This is a genomic window from Pseudomonas sp. NPDC086251 (assembly GCF_044746405.1).
Taxonomy (GTDB): Bacteria; Pseudomonadota; Gammaproteobacteria; order Pseudomonadales; family Pseudomonadaceae; genus Aquipseudomonas.
In genome coordinates this window covers 1791-21099 of record NZ_JBIVBY010000023.1, presented here as the reverse complement: position 1 = coordinate 21099, position 19309 = coordinate 1791, and the positions used below count along the sequence as shown (strand labels likewise).

At 59.9% G+C, this 19309-nt stretch carries 17 protein-coding genes; 10 read left to right on the top strand and 7 right to left on the bottom strand.

The annotated features are described in order from the left end of the window. The first annotated feature begins 1 nt into the window (after nt 1). From eutC to ACIPL2_RS24205, 4 genes are all read left to right on the top strand, one after another. Nucleotides 2-994 (top strand): ectoine utilization protein EutC, encoded by a 993-nt coding sequence (gene eutC, locus ACIPL2_RS24220; protein WP_401360535.1) that lies wholly within the window; start codon nt 2-4, stop codon nt 992-994. A 43-nt stretch (nt 995-1037) separates the two neighbouring features. Next, a complete protein-coding gene (gene doeA / locus ACIPL2_RS24215) occupies nt 1038-2228 on the top strand; it encodes an ectoine hydrolase DoeA (protein WP_401360533.1) in 1191 nt (396 codons plus the stop codon). 3 nt (nt 2229-2231) lie between these two features. After that, complete coding sequence (gene doeB / locus ACIPL2_RS24210; RefSeq protein WP_401360531.1) at nt 2232-3233, top strand: N(2)-acetyl-L-2,4-diaminobutanoate deacetylase DoeB; 1002 nt, start codon at nt 2232-2234, stop codon at nt 3231-3233. Nucleotides 3234-3365: 132 nt separating this feature from the next. Next, nucleotides 3366-3845 (top strand): Lrp/AsnC family transcriptional regulator, encoded by a 480-nt coding sequence (locus ACIPL2_RS24205; RefSeq protein WP_401360529.1) that lies wholly within the window; start codon nt 3366-3368, stop codon nt 3843-3845. Nucleotides 3846-3894: 49 nt separating this feature from the next. On the opposite strand, the gene ACIPL2_RS24200 is transcribed toward ACIPL2_RS24205, so the two are convergent. Continuing rightward, nucleotides 3895-4137, bottom strand: a complete 243-nt coding sequence (locus ACIPL2_RS24200) for a hypothetical protein (RefSeq protein WP_401360527.1) — start codon at nt 4135-4137, stop codon at nt 3895-3897. On the opposite strand from ACIPL2_RS24200, the gene ACIPL2_RS24195 reads away from it, so the two are divergent. Both ACIPL2_RS24195 and ACIPL2_RS24190 read left to right on the top strand, forming a co-directional pair. Then, a complete protein-coding gene (locus ACIPL2_RS24195; protein WP_401360525.1) occupies nt 4136-5608 on the top strand; it encodes an NAD-dependent succinate-semialdehyde dehydrogenase in 1473 nt (490 codons plus the stop codon). The genes ACIPL2_RS24200 and ACIPL2_RS24195 overlap by 2 nt on opposite strands. A gap of 11 nt (nt 5609-5619) precedes the next feature. Continuing rightward, entirely contained in the window at nt 5620-7005 is a 1386-nt protein-coding gene (locus tag ACIPL2_RS24190) for an aspartate aminotransferase family protein (RefSeq protein ID WP_401360523.1), read from the top strand. A gap of 218 nt (nt 7006-7223) precedes the next feature. Here ACIPL2_RS24190 and ACIPL2_RS24185 read toward each other — a convergent pair whose 3' ends face one another. Continuing rightward, nucleotides 7224-7658 carry a YhcB family protein gene (locus ACIPL2_RS24185; protein ID WP_401360521.1) on the bottom strand — a complete coding sequence of 145 codons (435 nt, stop codon included), beginning with the start codon at nt 7656-7658 and terminating at the stop codon, nt 7224-7226. Between the two features lie 144 nt (nt 7659-7802). Here ACIPL2_RS24185 and ACIPL2_RS24180 point away from each other — a divergent pair, with 144 nt between their 5' ends. The 3 genes from ACIPL2_RS24180 (at nt 7803) to zapE (ending at nt 10998) form a co-directional block, all read left to right on the top strand. Then, nucleotides 7803-8432: an alpha/beta hydrolase gene (locus ACIPL2_RS24180; RefSeq protein ID WP_401360519.1), complete on the top strand. Its 630-nt coding sequence runs from the start codon at nt 7803-7805 to the stop codon at nt 8430-8432. A 24-nt stretch (nt 8433-8456) separates the two neighbouring features. After that, a complete protein-coding gene (locus ACIPL2_RS24175; RefSeq protein ID WP_401360517.1) occupies nt 8457-9812 on the top strand; it encodes a tryptophan--tRNA ligase in 1356 nt (451 codons plus the stop codon). Nucleotides 9813-9903: 91 nt separating this feature from the next. Beyond that, nucleotides 9904-10998 carry a cell division protein ZapE gene (gene zapE, locus ACIPL2_RS24170; RefSeq protein ID WP_401360515.1) on the top strand — a complete coding sequence of 365 codons (1095 nt, stop codon included), beginning with the start codon at nt 9904-9906 and terminating at the stop codon, nt 10996-10998. A 234-nt stretch (nt 10999-11232) separates the two neighbouring features. On the opposite strand, the gene ACIPL2_RS24165 is transcribed toward zapE, so the two are convergent. From ACIPL2_RS24165 to ACIPL2_RS24150, 4 genes are all read right to left on the bottom strand, one after another. Continuing rightward, nucleotides 11233-12435 (bottom strand): hypothetical protein, encoded by a 1203-nt coding sequence (locus ACIPL2_RS24165; RefSeq protein WP_401360513.1) that lies wholly within the window; start codon nt 12433-12435, stop codon nt 11233-11235. Between the two features lie 16 nt (nt 12436-12451). After that, a complete protein-coding gene (locus ACIPL2_RS24160) occupies nt 12452-13339 on the bottom strand; it encodes a nitrilase family protein (protein WP_401360511.1) in 888 nt (295 codons plus the stop codon). A gap of 236 nt (nt 13340-13575) precedes the next feature. Further along, a complete protein-coding gene (locus tag ACIPL2_RS24155) occupies nt 13576-15513 on the bottom strand; it encodes a flavin monoamine oxidase family protein (protein WP_401360509.1) in 1938 nt (645 codons plus the stop codon). A gap of 223 nt (nt 15514-15736) precedes the next feature. Next, the gene (locus tag ACIPL2_RS24150; RefSeq protein ID WP_177333677.1) at nt 15737-16633 is read right to left on the bottom strand and encodes a GlxA family transcriptional regulator; all 897 of its coding nucleotides are present in this window, start codon (nt 16631-16633) and stop codon (nt 15737-15739) included. 243 nt (nt 16634-16876) lie between these two features. On the opposite strand from ACIPL2_RS24150, the gene ACIPL2_RS24145 reads away from it, so the two are divergent. Next, the gene (locus ACIPL2_RS24145; protein WP_401360507.1) at nt 16877-18013 is read left to right on the top strand and encodes an acyl-CoA dehydrogenase family protein; all 1137 of its coding nucleotides are present in this window, start codon (nt 16877-16879) and stop codon (nt 18011-18013) included. Nucleotides 18014-18135: 122 nt separating this feature from the next. On the opposite strand, the gene ACIPL2_RS24140 is transcribed toward ACIPL2_RS24145, so the two are convergent. After that, entirely contained in the window at nt 18136-19176 is a 1041-nt protein-coding gene (locus ACIPL2_RS24140) for an NADP(H)-dependent aldo-keto reductase (protein ID WP_401360505.1), read from the bottom strand. Between the last annotated feature and the right edge of the window lie 133 nt (nt 19177-19309).

The window sequence follows — 19309 nt, the reverse complement described above, 5'->3', positions numbered from 1 at the left end:
GATGAGTGCAATCACCTTATTGAGCGAAGCGGACCTGCGCGGCTGCGTGGCGCTGGATCTGCCGAGCATCGAAGCCATCGAACAGGCCTTTGTTTTGCTGGCTACTGCTGCTGTGGCGATGCCGCCGATCCTGCGTCTGGACATTCCGGAGCACAACGGCGAAGTGGACGTGAAGACCGCGTACCTGCCAGGTCTGGAGCGCTTTGCGATCAAGGTCAGTCCGGGCTTTTTCGACAACCCGAAACTTGGCCTGCCAAGCCTCAACGGCATGATGATGTTGCTCTCGGCGCGCACCGGTTTGCTCGACGCCTTGTTGCTGGATAACGGTTACCTGACCGCTGTGCGCACAGCGGCGGCCGGCGCGGTGGCGGCGCGGGCGCTTTCACGGGCCGACAGCCGTAGCGTGGGGCTGATCGGTGCCGGTGAGCAGGCGGCGTTGCAGCTTCAGGCATTGCGCCTGGTGCGGCCGATTGAAAGCGTTCGGGTCTGGGCACGTGACAGCGTCAAGGCCAAAGACTTCTGCGCTGAGCTGGCGCGCAATACCGGTCTGGCGATCCAGCCGTGCGCGACGGTCGATGAAGCGATGGCCGACGTCGACATCGCAATCACCTGCACCCCGAGCCGCGAACCGCTGATCGATGTGCGCCACTTGCACCCCGGCCTGCATATCACCGCCATGGGCTCGGACGCCGAACACAAAAACGAAATTTCTCCCCAGGCCCTGGCCAGGGTCGACCGCTACGTGGCGGATCGCTTGAGCCAGACCCGGCTCCTCGGCGAGTTGCATCACGCCCTGACGGCCGGCGTCATCAGCGACGAATCGAACCTGGCGGAACTGGGCCAGGTGCTGGCGGGCCAACGCCCCGGCCGCACCAGCGAAACACAAATCACCTTGTGCGACCTCACTGGCACCGGCGCGCAGGACACGGCCATGGCCAACCTGGCGTTCGAGCGCGCGCGCTCGGCCGGCAAGGGTTTTCAGTTCGGCAGCTAATCGGTTTTTTTCATCCGTGCGTCATTTATCAGAGGGCCTGTGCATGTCTCAGATAGTCGTCAATCTCCCGTTCCAACGGGAAGAGTACGCCCAGCGTCTGGCCAAGGTTCGAGCGGCCATGCAGGCGCAGGGCATCGAGCTGTTGCTGGTCACCGATCCGTCGAACATGGCCTGGCTGACCGGCTACGACGGTTGGTCGTTCTACGTTCACCAATGCGTGCTGCTGGCGCTCGACGGCGAACCGGTGTGGTTCGGTCGCGGGCAAGACGCCAACGGCGCCAAGCGCACGGTGTTCATGCAGCACGAGAACATCGTCGGTTATCCGGACATCTACGTGCAGTCCCGCGAGCGGCATCCGATGGATTACCTGTCGCGGGAAGTCATCAGTGCTCGCGGCTGGGACGCGCTGACCATCGGCGTGGAAATGGATAATTATTACTTCAGCGCCGCCGCTTACCTGTCGCTGAAGAAACACCTGCCGAAGGCCAATCTGATCGATGCGGTCGGGCTGGTGAACTGGCAACGGGCGATCAAGTCACCGCAGGAAATCGCCTACATGCGCATCGCCGCGCGCATCGTCGAAAACATGCACGGGCGAATCCTTGAGCGGATCGAGCCGGGCATGCGCAAAAACGAACTGGTCGCCGACATCTACAGCAGCGGCATCCTCGGTGCCGACGGCCATGGCGGCGATTACCCGGCCATCGTGCCGCTGTTGCCCACCGGTGCCGACGCCAGCGCGCCGCACCTGACCTGGGACGACACGCCGTTCGAAAAGGGCGCGGGCACGTTCTTCGAGATTGCCGGTTGCTACAAACGCTATCACTGCCCGCTGTCGCGCACGATCTACCTGGGCAAACCGCCGCAGCACTTTCTCGACGGCGAAAAAGCCGTGGTCGAAGGCATCGCCGCCGGGCTCGACGCGGCCAAACCAGGTAACACCACCGGTGACATCGCCGTGGCGTTTTTCAAGGTGCTGGAGAAATTCGGCATCCACAAGGACAGCCGTTGCGGTTACCCGATCGGGATCAGTTATCCGCCAGACTGGGGCGAGCGCACCATGAGCCTGCGTCCCGGCGACACCAGCGTGTTGCAACCGGGCATGACTTTCCACTTCATGCCGGGCCTGTGGATGGACGATTGGGGGCTGGAAATCACCGAAAGCATTTTGATCACCGACACCGGTGTCGAGACGCTGTGCAATGTGCCACGCCAACTGTTCGTGAAGGATTGAGCCATGAGCGAATTGCCTGATAACCCGATCAGCGCCACGGTGGATTTCGCCCGTGAAGGCGTGCAGCACGGCTTCCTCAAACTGCCGTACTCCCGGGACGATTCAGCCTGGGGCGCGGTGATGATTCCAGTCACGGTGATTGCGCGCGGTCAGGGTCCGACCGCGCTGCTCACCGGCGGTAATCACGGTGACGAATACGAAGGTCCGGTAGCGCTGAGCAAACTGGCGCAGGGCCTGACGGCCGCCGAAGTCACGGGGCGGGTGATTATCGTGCCGTTCATGAACACCCCGGCGTTTCATGCCGGTCGGCGTACGTCGCCGATCGACAAGGGCAATCTGAATCGCAGTTTCCCCGGTAAACCGGACGGCACGGTGACCGAGAAAATCGCCGATTACTTCACCCGCACCTTGTTGCCGCTGGCGGATATCGTGCTGGACATCCACTCCGGTGGCCGCACCCTGGATTTCCTGCCGTTCGCCGCGTGCCATGTGCTGCCGGATAAACAGCAGCAGGCGCAATGCGAGGCCGGCATGCGCGCGTTCAATGCGCCGTACAGCATGCGCATGCTGGAGCTGGACGCCGGGGCGATGTACGACACCGCCGCTGAACGCCAGGGCAAAGTCTTCGTGACCACCGAGTTGGGTGGCGGTGGCTCGTCCAGCGCACGCAGTGTGGCGATTGCCGAGCGCGGGGTGCGCAATTTGCTGGTGCATGCGGGGATTGTTGAAGGCGAAGTGCAGACGGGGCCGTCGATCATGCTCGACATGCCTGATGGCGATTGCTTCATTGCCAGCGAGCACGACGGCTTGCTGGAAATGTGCCGGGATTTGGGTGACAACGTGAGCCAAGGCGAAGTGATTGCCCGGGTTTACGACGCCTCCCGCACGGGTGTGGCACCGGTGGAATACCGCGCCGCTCGCAGTGGCTTGTTGGCAGCGCGGCACTTTCCGGGGCTAGTGCGCTGCGGCGATACCGTCGCCGTCATCGCCGATGTCCTGACCTAACACACATCCCCTGTGGGAGCGGGCTTGCTCGCGAATGCGGTGTGTCAGTCGACTTAAATGTTGAATGTCACTCAGCATTCGCGAGCAAGCCCGCTCCCACAGGTTCCTCATCGCACTGGAGATCGTCGGCCCATGCACAAACTCGATCGCTACGACCTGAAAATCCTGCGGATCCTCGCCGACGACGGGCGTATCACCAAGTCGAGCCTGGCCGAGGCGATCAACCTGTCGGTGACGCCGGCGTGGGAGCGCGTGCGCAAACTCGAAGCCCTGGGCCTGATCAAGGGTTACCGGGCGCAGATCGACTGGAACGCGGTGTTCAAAAGTCAGCAAGTGCTGGTGGAAATCACCCTGGCCCGGCACACCGCTCAGGACATGCGGCGTTTCGAGCAACGGATGAACGAGGCCACCGAAGTGGCGTTCTGTTACGCCACCGGTGGCGGTGTCGATTACATGGCCATGATCCAGGCCCCGGACATCGACCATTACCAGCGGTTTATCGACCAGTTGTTGCTCGACGACTTGGGCATCGAGCGCTACTTCACCTATATCGTCACCAAAACCATCAAGACCGCCGGCGCACTGCCGAGCGGACTCCCCCAAGAACCCTAAACCAGCGCAAATCCAATGTGGGAGCGGGCTTGCTCGCGAAGGCGGTGTGTCAGTCGACATTTGTGTTGCCTGATACACCGCCTTCGCGAGCAAGCCCGCTCCCACATTTGAATTTCGTTGGATTGAGATCGATATTCCACAGCGGTAATGCAGCAAAGCCCCACCGCAAAATCCTACTGTTTGCCGACGTCGAATCAGAAAAAACCGCCTGCCAAACCCCGCCAAACGCCAATTCTCCCATCCCACGTCGCCCTAACATGGCTTCACGCACACGGATTGGAGTGAACGCCATGACCTACAAACATCCACTGCTGTTCAAAGCACTCTGCTACGTCGATGGCCATTGGGTCCACAGCGACAGCGGCCACAGCATCGCCGTGCACAACCCGGCGGACCAGACGTTGATCGGCCATGTGCCGATGCTCGATCAGCCGCAAATCGTCGCCGCCGTCGACGCCGCGCACCGAGCCTTTACCGGTTGGCGCAAGCAAAGCCTCGAGGCACGCGGGGCGATTCTGCGGCGTTGGGCGGCGCTGATCCTTGAGCATCAGGAAGACCTCGCCCGAATTCTCAGCCAGGAACAAGGCAAGCCACTGGCCGAGTCCCGTGGCGAAATCGCCTACGCCGCGAGCTTCATTCCGTGGTTCGCCGAAGAAGCACGACGTCTGTATGGCCAGAACATCCCCAGCCACATTCCCGGCGCACAACTGGGCACCCTCAAGGAACCGGTCGGTGTCTGTGCGCTGCTGACGCCGTGGAATTTCCCGTCGGCCATGATCACCCGCAAAGCCGCCGCAGCACTGGCCGCCGGTTGCACCGTGGTGATCAAGCCGGCCCATGAAACACCGTTTTCGGCATTGGCCCTGGCGCAACTGGCGGAGGAGGCGGGTTTCCCGGCCGGCGTGTTCAACGTGGTGCTCGGCGAGCCGCAAATGGCCATGCAATCCCTGGTGCAGGACAGCCGCGTGCGTTCGGTCAGTTTCACCGGCTCGACCCGCGTCGGTAAGTTGGTGCTGCAAGCGGCGGCTCAGGATGTGAAGAAGGTCGCGCTGGAACTGGGCGGCAATGCGCCGTTCATTGTCTGCGCCGACGCCGATCTGCAGCTGGCGGTGAAAGTCGCAGTGCAAGCCAAGTTCCAGACCTCCGGCCAGGATTGCTGCGCGGCCAATCGGATCATGGTCGAGCGTTCGATCTACCCGGCATTTCTCCAGCAGTTTGCTGCGGCAGTGCGCGAACTGCGGGTCGGCCCGGCGCTGGTGGGCGGTCAGGAGCAACACGTCGACATCGGGCCGTTGATGCATCAGGCCGCATTCGACGTCACGGCCGAGCGGGTTGCCGATGCCATTGCGCTCGGTGCGCAACGCCTGGTCGGCGGCGAGGCCCATGCGCTCGGCGGCTTGTTCTACCAGCCGACGGTGCTGGCCGATGTCACCCCGCAGATGCGCATCTACCGCGAAGAGAATTTCGCACCGATCGCCGGGGTCATGCCGTTCGACACGATTGAGCAGGCGATCGAAATGGCCAACGACACCGAATACGGTTTGGCCGCCTACATTTGTTCCAACCGTCTGGACCTGATTTACCCTCTGATTCGCCGCCTCGACCACGCGATGGTTGCGGTCAACGGCGTCAAGTTCACCGGCCACCCGATCCCGTTCGGTGGCATGAAAGCCTCGGGGCTGGGCCGCGAAGGCGGCACCGAGGGCTTCGAAGCCTTTGTCGAAACCAAATACTTTTGCCTGCACCATCAAGGCCAGTTCTAAGGAGACATGCCATGAACCAAGAACTCGATACGCTGTTCGAACAAGACCGTGCGCACTTCATGCACCCCTCGACCCACGCCCATGACCACGCCAGCGGGGCGCTCAAGGGGCGCATCATCAAGAGCGCGTCGGGCATCCGTATTCGCGACCACGAGGGCCGCGATTTCATCGATGCGTTTGCCGGGCTGTACTGCGTGAACATCGGCTACGGCCGTACTGAAGTCGCCGACGCGATCTACAAGCAGGCCAAGGAACTGGCCTATTACCACACCTACATGGGCCACTCGACCGAAGCGATCATCGAGCTGTCCAGCCGCATCATGGACTGGGCGCCCGAGGGCATGAAAAAGGTCTATTACGGCCTGTCCGGTTCCGACGCCAACGAAACCCAGATCAAACTGGTGCGTTACTACAACAACGTGCTGGGCCGTCCGCAGAAGAAGAAAATCATCTCCCGCGACCGCGGATATCACGGCTCGGGGATCATGACCGGCAGCCTGACCGGCCTGCCAACGTTCCATCAGCATTTCGACCTGCCGTCCGAAGGCGTCAAGCACACCGTGTGCCCCCACTGGTACCGCAAGGCGCCGGCCGGCATGGATGAAGCGGCGTTCGTGCGCTATTGCGCCGACGAACTGGAAAAAATGATCCTGGCCGAAGGCCCGGACACCGTGGCCGCATTCATCGGTGAGCCGTTGATGGGCACCGGCGGCATCATCGTGCCGCCGGCCGGTTACTGGACGGCGATTCAAGCGGTACTGAATAAATACGACGTGTTGCTGATCGCCGACGAAGTGGTCTGCGCCTTTGGTCGCTTGGGTTCGAAGATGGGCAGCCAGCGGTACGGCATGCGCCCGGACCTGATCACCACGGCCAAAGGCCTGACCAGTGCTTACGCGCCGTTGTCGGCGGTGATCGTCGGCGAAAAGGTCTGGGACGTGATCGAAAAGGCCTCCGAATCCCAGGGCGCGATGGGCCATGGCTGGACGTACTCCGGGCATCCGATCTGTGCGGCGGCGGCGTTGGCCAACCTCGATATCCTTGAACGGGAAAACCTGACGGCCAACGCCGAGAAGGTCGGCAGCTACCTCAACCGTCGGTTGCGCGAAACCCTGGAAGGTCACCCGCTGGTGGGTGAAGTGCGTGGCGATGGCATGTTGGCCGCCGTCGAATTCATGGCGGACCGTGAGCAGCGCACGCCGTTCGATGCGGCCCTGAAGGTCGGCCCGAAAGTCTCGGCAGCCTGCCTGGAGCGCGGCATGATCGCCCGGGCGATGCCGCATGGCGACATTCTTGGTTTTGCACCGCCGTTGATCCTGACCGAGGAAGAAGCCGACTTGATCGTCGACATCACCAAGAGCGCGGTTGATCAGGTGGCTAGCGAGGTGCTTGGTTAAGCCTTTACTGGCCTGAGCTTTGTATTGCCTGATCGGGCCCCTTCGCGAGCAAGCCCGCTCCCACATTTAACTGGGTTCTCCCAAGGAGAATGCGACCAAACGTGGGAGCGGGCTTGCTCGCGAAGAGGCCCTGACAGGCACCAGAGAAATCGGATCAGAATGAAAAAGCCCCCGGACGAGTGATCATCCGGGGGCTTTTTGTGTCGCGCGAAACCTGATTACTTCTTCAGGCCGTAATGCTCATCAAGCATGCCCGGCGCGTTCGGGGCTTTTGGGGCGTAGTCGCGAGGCGGCTCCTGATTGCGCGGTGGCGTCAGACGTTCCCGTGGGGCCTGCGCCGCATCGGCGTGCAGGGAAGCCAGCAAGCGTTGACGGGTCTGCTCGTCCAGGGCCAGGCGGTTGGCACCCTCGGCGAGATGATCCTGCACTTCCTGATAGCTCTGAGTCAGTTTCTTGACCAGGTTTGCAGTGCTGTTGAAGTGGGTGACCACCTCGTTCTGATAACTGTCAAAACGTTCCTGAATGTCATCCAGCTGACGTTGCGTGCTGCTCGGCGCAGCGTTCGGCACCAGGCGAGCGATCAGGAAACCAATGGCGACACCCACAACCAGGGCAAGAGTCGGCAACAACCAAACTAAGAGCGAGTGTTCCACGAGTCCTTCCTCTATAAACGGCTTTGCTTTACGTTAACGGCTCGAACCTGCGCTGTATACCGCGATTCACTCGCAATAGATTGGCACAGACAATTTGCTAGACGAGTCGACCCGATTCGGGGTCACGGAGTTCCTTCCTTGCTTATGCGCGAAACCCCTGTAGTGATTGATGGCCCGGTCGGCCAACTGGAAGCCCTCTACCTGGATAATGAGCAGCCGCGCGGTATTGCGCTGATCTGCCATCCGAACCCGGTGCAGGGCGGCACCATGCTCAACAAAGTGGTCTCGACCCTGCAGCGCACCGCGCGCGACGCCGGTTTGATTACGTTGCGTTTCAATTACCGTGGCGTCGGCGCCAGCGAAGGCTCGCACGACATGGGCACTGGCGAAGTCGATGATGCCCAGGCCGCCGCCGAATGGCTGCGGGCCAAACACCCGGACTTGCCGCTGACCCTGTTCGGTTTCTCCTTCGGCGGCTTTGTGGCCGCCAGTCTCGGCGGGCGCCTGGAAGCCAAGGGCGAACAACTGAAACATTTGTTTATGGTCGCGCCTGCGGTCATGCGGTTGGGCGATCAGGATCAACTGCCGCAACACGGCGAGTTGACCCTGATCCAGCCGGAAACCGACGAAGTCATCGAACCGCAAGCGGTCTACGACTGGTCCGAGCAACTCGATCACCCCCATGAGCTGCTGAAAGTGGCAGAATGCGGACACTTTTTTCATGGCAAGCTGACCGATCTCAAAGATCTTATCCTGCCGCGTCTTTCGAATTGATTGCAGTCTGACAAGCGATTACCCATGACGACTCGTACCCGTATCCTCACCGGCATCACCACCACCGGCACGCCGCACCTGGGCAACTACGCCGGCGCCATCCGTCCGGCGATCCTGGCCAGCCGTGACAGCAATGCCGATTCGTTCTACTTCCTGGCCGACTACCACGCCCTGATCAAATGCGATGACCCGCTGCGCATCCAGCGCTCGCGTCTGGAAATCGCCGCGACCTGGCTGGCCGGTGGCCTCGACGTGGACCGCGTGACCTTCTACCGTCAGTCCGACATCCCGGAAATCCCCGAGCTGACCTGGCTGCTGACCTGCGTCGCCGCCAAGGGCCTGCTCAACCGCGCCCACGCCTACAAGGCCTCGGTGGACAAGAACGTCGAGACCGGCGAAGACCCGGATGCCGGCATCACCATGGGCTTGTACAGCTACCCGGTGCTGATGGCCGCGGACATCCTGATGTTCAACGCGCACAAGGTGCCGGTCGGGCGTGACCAGATCCAGCACGTGGAAATGGCCCGCGACATCGGCCAGCGGTTCAACCACCTGTTCGGCCAGGGCAAAGAATTCTTCACCATGCCCGAGGCGCTGATCGAAGAAAGCGTCGCCACGCTGCCAGGCCTCGACGGCCGCAAGATGTCGAAGAGCTACGACAACACCATTCCGTTGTTCAGCAGCGCCAAAGAGATGAAGGACGCGATTTCGCGGATCGTCACCGACTCTCGCGCGCCGGGCGAAGCCAAAGATCCAGACAACTCGCACCTGTTCACCCTGTTCCAGGCCTTCGCCACCCCGGCGCAGTCCGACGAGTTCCGCAGCGAACTGTTGCAGGGCCTGGGTTGGGGCGAGGCGAAAAATCGCCTGTTCCAATTGCTCGACAGCGAGCTGGGCGAGTCCCGCGAGCGTTATCACCAGTTGATCGAACGCCCGGCAGATCTGGAAGACATCCTGCAGACCGGCGCCAAAAAAGCCCGCTCGGTGGCCACGCCGTTCCTCCACGAACTGCGTGAAGCGGTCGGCCTGCGTTCTTTCGTCGCCCAGGCGCAAGTCGCTACAGCGACCAAGAAGAAAGCCGCGAAAGCCGCGCGTTTCGTCAGCTTCCGTGAAGACGACGGCAGTTTCCGCTTCCGCCTGCTGGCCGCCGATGGCGAGCAATTGCTGCTGTCGCGCCACTTCGCCGACGGCAAAACCGCCGGTCAGGTGACCAAGCAGCTGCAAGCAGGCCAGCCATTGGACGTGCGCAGCGAAGACCTGAGCTTCAGCGTCTGGCTGGAAGGCGAGTGTGTCGCCGACAGCCCGGCCTTCGCGGACAGCGCGGCTCGCGACGGCGCCATCGATGCCCTGCGGATCGCCCTGACTCCCGTCCAGGAATAAATCAACGGCTCAGTCCGACCAAGGGCTGATTGCCATTCCCACGGGCCGTCGCTACAGTGACGGCCCGTTTTTGTTGCCTTGCTAACGAATTATGACGCCCCTAGAACGATATCAAGCTGATCTGAAACGCCCGGAGTTCTTCCATGACGCCGCGCAGGAAACTGCGGTGCGCCATTTGCAGCGCCTGTACGACGATCTGGTCGCGGCCTCGCAAAGCAAGCCGGGCCTGTTCGGCAAACTGTTTGGCAAGAAAGACGCGGCACCGGTCAAGGGCCTGTACTTCTGGGGCGGCGTCGGCCGTGGCAAAACCTACCTGGTCGACACCTTCTTCGAAGCGCTGCCGTTCAAGGAAAAGGTCCGGACGCACTTCCACCGCTTCATGAAGCGCGTGCACGAAGAGATGAAAACCCTCGGCGGCGAGAAAAACCCGCTGACCATCATTGCCAAGCGCTTCTCTGACGAAGCCCGGGTGATCTGTTTCGATGAATTCTTCGTGTCCGACATCACCGACGCGATGATCCTCGGCACGCTGATGGAAGAACTGTTCAAGAACGGCGTGACCCTGGTCGCGACCTCGAACATCGTGCCGGACGGTCTGTACAAGGACGGCCTGCAACGTGCGCGCTTCTTGCCGGCCATTGCGCTGATCAAGCAGAACACCGAGATCGTCAACGTCGACAGCGGCGTCGATTATCGTCTGCGTCATCTTGAACAAGCGGAGTTGTTCCACTTCCCGCTCGACGAGGCGTCCCACGAAAGCCTGCGCAAGAGCTTCCGTGCCCTGACCCCGGAATGCACGGCAGCCATCGAAAACGATGTGTTGATGATCGAGAACCGCGAAATCCGTGCCTTGCGCACCTGCGATGACGTGGCCTGGTTCGACTTCCGCGAACTCTGCGACGGCCCGCGCAGCCAGAACGATTACATCGAGCTGGGCAAGATCTTCCACGCCGTGTTGCTCAGCGGTGTCGAGCAGATGAGCGTCACCACCGACGACATCGCCCGACGCTTTATCAACATGGTCGACGAGTTCTACGACCGTAACGTGAAGCTGATCATTTCTGCCGAAGTCGAGCTCAAAGACCTCTACACCGGCGGTCGCTTGAACTTCGAATTCCAGCGCACCCTTAGCCGCTTGCTGGAAATGCAGTCCCACGAATTCCTGTCTCGGGCGCATAAGCCGTAGGGGTTCGGAAAATGAAAAAGGCCTGCATTAGCAGGCCTTTTTTGTGCGCTGAAGAAATCCTGTGTGCCTGGTCGCAGATATCTGGCCCACCACAACTCCTGTGGGAGCGGGCTTGCTCGCGAAGCGGACTGACATTCAATGTTGATGTCGACTGACACACCGCTTTCGCGAGCAAGCCCGCTCCCACAGGGTTATGCATTTTTAGCCCGAGATACAGCCGGATGGCAGCGTGCGTCAGTTGGCGATCAAGAGTCCGATCACCGAAATGATCAGCAAGGTGCTGATGGCCATGGACAGGACATTACCGATGTAGGCATGCATGTAGGCCGGCACCCGCTGGGCAATGGCGCAGGCCAGGGGTGGCGCAATCAGTGCGCCCAGCAGTGCACTCGCGGTGATCACCTGCCAACTGCCGCCATACGTCAGAACGGCCGCCGGCACCACGGACACCAAGGGCACGTAGGTGGGATACCAGCCACGCAACATCCATTGCCGACGCCAGATCACCACCCCCAGCGCTGAGGTCAACGCCTGGGCGCCGATCAGCTGGGGCAACAGGCCCGAGCCGTAAGCGGGGCTCATAGGGTTCCAGGTGTAGGCCAGCAACGCACCGAGTATCAGGCCGAGGCTGGCCAGCTCATTGCCGAAGAACGGCGCTTCGGAAAAGTCGGCCAGCACCCGGCGCAAGCTCCAGACGACGCCATAGTCGGGTGTCTGGGTGATGACGGCGGCGGGCGGCGCTTCGGAGGGCTTTTCGCAGGACTCGGACTTCACCAGGCTCGGCAGGTAACGGCAAAGTACGAAGGCGAAGACGCTGGCGACCGCCATGCCCGAGACATTGCCGATCACCACGGGTAAACCCAGTGGATTGCACAGGTAGTTGACGAACAGCAGGCACGTCGGCGTGACCACCACGGCGCCCAGGATTGCGCCGTTGATCGTGACCTTCCAGCCTTTGCCGAACATCAGCACCATCGCCGCCGGCAGCGACACAAACGCCGCAAACGTCGGTTGCCAACTGGTGGCCGTGACCGTCCAGCCCCACAGCAGGTTACTCAGCAACAGCCCAAGCAACGAACTGGTCACCAGCCACGGCCATAATCCCGTCCCATAGGAAATGGCAAAACCTTGCCAGATCTTGCCCGTTCGATTCGCCCAATAAGCCAGATAAGCGCCGGCCAACAACCCTATTGAAGCGAACTCGTGTTTGTAGAACGCCACCTCGCTGATGTCGCCCAGTACCCAGCGCAACCAGGCATTCGGGTCGGGAAGGCTCGAGACCATGTCACTGTAGCTTGGCCAATGCGCTTCCCAGGCGGAACGGTAGGTGAATGAAAGCCAGACAATCAGCAGTGTCGTGACGAGCATTAGCAGGATGATCACACGATCCATCGGCGACCTGCCGGCCAGCCGGTTTCTTTCGGTTAGGGTTTCCATCAGTCATGCCCCCTAATCAGCGCGGCAGACAAGGGTGCTGGGTGTAACCGAGCATTTGATCGAAGAGATCGGTGCGACGATCGCGATGCAGATCGTTCAAGTTGTTCCAGATCGGCGCGCTGCGGGAGCTGGTCAGGTCGATATCGGCAAACAGGATTTCTTCCTTGTCCGCTGACGCCACTGCGCCAATCGGCCAGCCATGGGTGCCGGCAATCAATGAACAACCCAGGTAACGCGCCCCTCGCTCTTCGCCGATGCGGCTGGCGGCGGCAATAAACACGTTGTTAACGTGCGCAGCTGTCATGGTCAGGTACGACGCCATGCACTTGCCGGCGTCATCGAACAGCGGTGGGGGCGTCCACACCCAATTGTTCAGGGAGCAAATGATGTCCGCGCCTTGCTGGCTGAGGATGCGCGGCACTTCCGGGAACCAGATATCCCAGCAGATCAACAACCCGATACGGCCAATCGGCGTATCGAACACCGGGAAGCCCAGATCGCCCGGCGTGAACCACAGCTTCTCCAGGTTCCACAAATGGGCTTTGCGATACTTGCCGATAAAGCCGTCAGGCCCGACCAGAACGCCGGTGTTGAACAGCCGCATGCCGTCGCGCTCAGTCAAGCCGGCCACCAGGTAAACCTTGTGCTTGCGGGCAAAGTCCACCCAGATTTGCACACTCGGCCCGTCGGGAATCACCTCCGAATGGTCAAACGCATCTTGCCGATTGCTGAAGAAATAACCTGTGCTGCAAAGCTCGGGCAGCACGATGAGATTGGCACCGCCATTGACCGCCTCCAAGGCCAACTCCAGACCATGACGCAGATTACCGGCACGTTTCTCTTTGCCGACTTGTGGGTCGAATTGCACGACGGCTACACGCACAGGACTTGTTGGCTCACTCATTCTCGATGACCTCTTTTTATTGTTATTCACGCTGTTTAGTTGCGTGTTTATAAGAGGTGAAATGGCGTTTTTACGTAAGTCAGCGGCTTCCGTGTGAGCTGTAGTCCATGTCCGAAGATCGCGCAGGGCAGAGCGGCCGACTTTCGCTGTCGGGGCGCCAGGTGGCGTAATAGAGCGGTTGCGCAGAGATAGAACCAACGCGCAGAGCGCATTGGTTCTGGCGATGGAGCAGGGCGTCAGGTGCGGAGGCGGTAGTGCGGGTAGTCGCTCATGCAGAATCCACCGTTGAACACCGCTGCGGTTTTACTGCAGATATGAATCACCGCATCCACGGCGCCACGAAAGCAGGGCTCTGTCCAGCCGGCATCGACTGAAAACGATTCGCCGGAAAAATACAGGCCGGACACGTGGGAGAAATCCCGGTTGTACTTCATCAGGCTCACTGCGTCGTAGTAAGTGCCGGGTCTGTACAGCTTTGCGCAGCCCAAGGCGTTTCTGTCCGTCATCCAGCGTTGGACCAGGGCCTGTTCGGTTTGAATGTAGGGAGAAATTCTCTCCTGGATATTGGCGGAGTTCATCAGTATCCGGTCGAGTTCCTCTATGCACTTCGCCACCAGTTCCTGGTCGTTGAACAGCGCCAGTTTGGTGGCGTCATCCTCCCAGGTGTAACTTAACAAGATGCAGTCGTAGGGGTAACTATCGTTGTAGCGATAGCTGTAGACGTCGTGAATGAAACTGTCGGTGACAATGGCTTGCGGGATTCGGGTGTGACTTGAAAGGAAGGATTTATTTAAGGGTGCGTAGACTTTGCAACTGGTTTCCCAATGCGCTGTTTTGTACGCACTGATGATTGCGAACGGCAGCATCTGTTGATTGAAGTTTTCGAGCCGGATACCTGTTTCGATCAGCCATGAAGGCAGGGTCATGATGACCGCGTCAAAGTCGTCGAACAGTTCCTGCGATTGACAGGGCTGGCTGAATTTCCACGTGTAGTGGACGCGTATTTTTTGATCGTCCAGCTTCGTTAGTTTGCTGACGGATGAGTCGGTGTAAAAACCATCGCCTCTTTCAAGACAATGTTCGTAGAACGATGTGTGGGTGCTGTCGGTGTTCATGAACAGCAGGCATTCGTTCAGCGCCGCGAGGCCGATGTAGCGCGGGCTGTCGAAAGGCAGGCCCTTCGCGTCGAGAACAGTGTTGCTGTGCAAGAAGGGCGCGGGAAGCGGTTCGCCGCACGCATCGACCCGACCGTGAACCAGTTGCAGGCGGCTGCTGAACCCGAAAATGGCGGTGCGCAGCGGGTAGAGCGCACACACGTCATAAAAAGCGCCCCAGCTACCGTCGCCGATGCCTATCGAATAGAACAGGGTTGATTCGTGCGAGGTCATGCCCACTCCACCGAAATCCCCAGGTGTATCTTTGTCCCAGGTTTGCAATACCGGCATGCAGACCAGGTCGCGAAACGAAACGCGCTCGTACCGTTCGACAATGGCCACCCAGACAGCTTCCCATTCCGGCGTGGCGTATATCGGCGCAACCTGGCGAGTCATCCTGGCGGCAAAGGCTTTCCACTTGGCGTAAACCGTTTGCAGGGTCTCGTCGGGTGGAGGCGTCAAGCCGTCTTCGTTCGTCCAGATCAACATGTGCGGATCCGCACGATCACCCAGGCTGCCTTCCTGAAGATAAATCCCTGTCGAACTCACCCACCGGCTTCCCGGATTGGGGAAGTCCGATAGTGTCAGGTCAAATGCCTTGGCGTAGTAAGCCATCAGCGATCGACCCTCTTTGGGTGGCTCGTTTTCCCTGTTGAAGAAGGGCAGGCGCATGGCGCCCATCTCGAAAGGCGTATGACTTTCTTTAATGGGATGGCGGCCATGGACGGTCAGGTGTCTGCCGCCGATACGGGTCGATTGTTCGATCAGTGTCACGTCGGTAAAGCCGCAGCGATACAGTTCTCGGGCTGCAGTGAGTCCGGTAACGCCTGCGCCAATGATGCATATCTTATGCGTTGGATCAGTTGCCTTTGCTATACCGTGTTCTTGCTCAATCAATGCCCGGTAGTCAAAGCATAAGTCCGGCGGATTGGGGAATCGGCCTGCCCATTTATTTTTGGTCTGGGGACTTTCAATTTTATCGTTACATGAGAGAGACGGAGAATTGGTTTCTGTTGTCATTGTTGATCTTCCCTGAAGTGCAGCCAGCTGGCGGGAAGAATAGAGTGGGCTTTTCAGTCAGCGGCTCACAATCGTCCAAAGGACTTATTGGGTGCTCTGTGTTCCGTTTTTCATGTAAGGGAAATAATCACTTTGTCGTTAACTTTAAACATTATTGGTCTGTGCAGTTTAACTCTGAAACAGGCGCCGCCTGACCATTGTCGGGCGGCGCCTATATCAACCGTTATGCCGCTTGTTGAAACTGCTGCCGATACTGGTTCGGCGAGAGCTCGGTGTGCTGGCGGAACAAGCGCGCAAAGAAACTCGCATCGTCGTAACCGACTTCATAGCTGATGGTCTTGATGCTCTTGCGGCTGCCGGACAGCAAACCCTTGGCGGTCTCGATGCGCAGTCGTTGCAGGTAATGCAGCGGCTTGTCGCCCGTGGCGGTCTGGAAGCGGCGCATGAAGTTGCGGATGCTCATGCCGTGTTCGCGAGCCACGTCTTCGAAGCGGAATTTGTCGGCGAAGTGTTCTTCGAGCCAGTGCTGGATCTGCAGGATGATCACGTCTTGGTGCAGTTTCTGCCCGCCGAAACCGATTCGGCCCGGCGAATAGCTGCGCTGCACTTCATACAGAATGTCGCGGGCCACGGCCTGGGACACGTTGGCGCCACAGAAGCGTTCGATCAGGTAGATATACAGGTCGCAGGCCGACGTGGTGCCGCCCGCGCAATACAGGTTGTCAGCGTCGGTCAGGTGCTTGTCCTGATTGAGCTGAACCTTCGGGAAGCGCTCGGCAAACGCATTGAAGAAACGCCAGTAAGTGGTCGCTTCCTTGCCATCGAGCAAGCCTGCCTCGGCGAGCCAGAACACCCCCGTGGCCTCGCCGCAGAGCACCGCGCCGCGCGCATGTTGCTGACGCAACCACGGCAGGACTTGTGGATAACGTTGGCACAGGGTTTCGAAATCGTCCCAGAAGGCCGGGAGGATGATGATGTCGGCGTTTTCCAGGCCGCCGTCCACCGGCATGATCACATCGCTGAAGCTGTTCACCGGTTTGCCGTCGGGGCTGACCAGCCGGGTTTCGAACGCCGGAGTCAGGCCGTGGCCCAGTTGTTTGCCGTAACGCAGGCTGGCCAGATGGAAAAAATCCTTGGCTTGCATGAGGGTGGAAGCGAAAACCCGGTCGATAGCCAGGATGCTGACGCGCCGCAGGGGCGTGGAGACTTGCTTAGACATAATTCAACTTTATTTTTATAAGGGATAGTGGTCACCAGACGGCTGGATCGTCTTATTTTTTGTCTGATGTGTCCAGTGTCCTGTATCGAATGCGGGGCTTAGTCTCTGAAGGTCAATCCTTCTAACAATAACGACAGGTGCCGCATGATCCCCAGAACCTTGTTCAGTTCCGAGCACGAACTTTTTCGCGACAGCGTGCGAACGTTCCTCGAAAAAGAGGCGGTGCCGTTTCATGGGCAATGGGAAAAACAGGGCTACATCGACCGAAAACTCTGGAACAAGGCAGGGGAGGCGGGGATGTTGTGTTCGCACCTGCCGGAAGCGTACGGCGGGCTCGGGGCGGACTTTCTTTACAGTGCCGTGGTGATCGAAGAGGTCGGTCGTCTTGGCCTGACCGGTATCGGTTTTTCCCTGCATTCGGACATTGTTGCGCCTTACATCCTGCATTACGGCAGTGAAGCGCTGAAACACAAATACCTGCCAAAACTGGTCTCCGGCGAAATGGTCACCGCGATTGCCATGACCGAGCCGGGCGCCGGCTCCGACCTGCAAGGGGTGAAAACCACCGCGGTGCTGGATGGCGACGAATATGTGATCAATGGTTCGAAGACCTTCATCACCAACGGCTTTCTGGCTGACTTGGTTATCGTCGTGGCCAAGACCGACCCGAAGGCGGGCGCGAAGGGCACCAGCCTGTTTCTGGTGGAGGCCGACACCCCAGGCTTCGCCAAGGGCAAGCGTCTGGAAAAAGTCGGCATGAAAGCCCAGGACACGTCGGAGCTGTTCTTTCAGGACGTGCGGGTGCCCAAGGAAAACCTGCTGGGCCAGGCCGGGATGGGCTTTGCTTACCTGATGCAGGAACTGCCGCAAGAGCGCCTCACCGTGGCCATCGGTGGGCTGGCGTCGGCTGAGGCGGCGCTGCAATGGACACTGGAATACACCCGTGAGCGCAAGGCATTCGGCCAGGCCATCGCGGACTTCCAGAACACTCGCTTCAAACTGGCAGAGATGGCGACCGAGATCCAGATTGGCCGGGTCTTCGTCGATCGGTGCCTGGAGCTGCACCTGGAAGGCAAGCTCGACGTGCCGACGGCGGCGATGGCCAAGTACTGGGGCACGGACCTGCAATGCAAGGTGCTCGACGAATGCGTGCAGTTGCATGGCGGCTACGGGTTCATGTGGGAATACCCGGTGGCCCGGGCGTGGGCGGATGCGCGAGTGCAGCGGATCTATGCCGGGACCAATGAGATCATGAAGGAGATTATTGCGCGGTCATTGTAATTTGCGGTGACTGTCAGGCCGCCTTCGCGAGCAAGCCCGCTCCCACATTCGACCGCATTCCTTCAGGAAAACTCGGTTAAATGTGGGAGCGGGCTTGCTCGCGAAGGCTTTCTAGCTGGCGATCAAGGTGCAGGATTCGGATGATCCTTGTGGATCGCCTCAATCCCTTCCAGCACTTCATCCGACAGCTTCAGGTCGAAGCTGGCAATGTTGCTCTCCAGTTGTTCCAGGGTGGTCGCGCCGATGATGTTGCTGGTCACGAACGGCTGCTGTGTGACGAAAGCCAATGCCATTTGCGCCGGATCCAGGCCGTGCTCACGAGCCAATGCCACATAACGGCTGCACGCGGCTTCCGACTGCGGGTTGAAATAGCGACTGAAGCGGCTGTAGAGGCTCAGGCGACCTTTGGGCGGGCGCGCGCCACCTTCGTACTTGCCCGACAGGAAACCGAACGCCAGCGGCGAATAGGCGAGCAGGCCGCACTGTTCGCGAATGGCGATTTCCGCCAGGCCGACTTCGAAACTGCGATTGAGCAGGTTGTAAGGGTTCTGGATCGACACTGCGCGCGGCCAGCCACGGGCTTCGGCCAGCGCCAGGAAGCGCATGGTGCCCCACGGCGTTTCGTTGGACAGGCCGATGTGGCGGATCTTGCCGGCCTTGACCTGTTCGTCCAAGGCTTCGAGGGTGTCCTCCAGCGGGGTCAGGTTGGCTTCGGTCTTGTGCTTGTAGCCCAGCTGACCAAAAAAGTTGGTGCTGCGCTCAGGCCAGTGCAACTGGTACAGGTCGATGTAGTCGGTTTGCAGGCGCTTGAGGCTCGCATCCACGGCTTCGGTGATGTGCTGGCGGTTATGCCGCAGGTTTTTGTCGCGGATGTAATCGATGGTGTTGCCGGGACCGGCGATCTTGCTGGCGAGGATCCAGTCGGCGCGATCGCCGCGACTTTTGAAGTAATTGCCGATGTAGCGTTCGGTGGTGGCGTAGGTGTCGGCCTTTGGCGGCACCGGGTACATCTCGGCGGTATCGATGAAATTGATCCCGGCGCTTTTGGCCCGTTCAATCTGGGCGAAGGCTTCAGCCTCGCTGTTTTGCTCGCCCCAGGTCATGGTTCCGAGGCAGATTGCACTCACGTTCAGATCGGTTCGGCCTAGCTGGCGATAGTCCATCGGGTGCTCCTTTGGCAAAACAATCATAAAAGCAGGTTGAATTATTTTTCGCAATCTGCATAATTGCGCACCTCTTTCTGCAGTGGAAGTGATGCGCCGCCGCCGAAGAAACTTGCCGTTGAACGGACGCGCC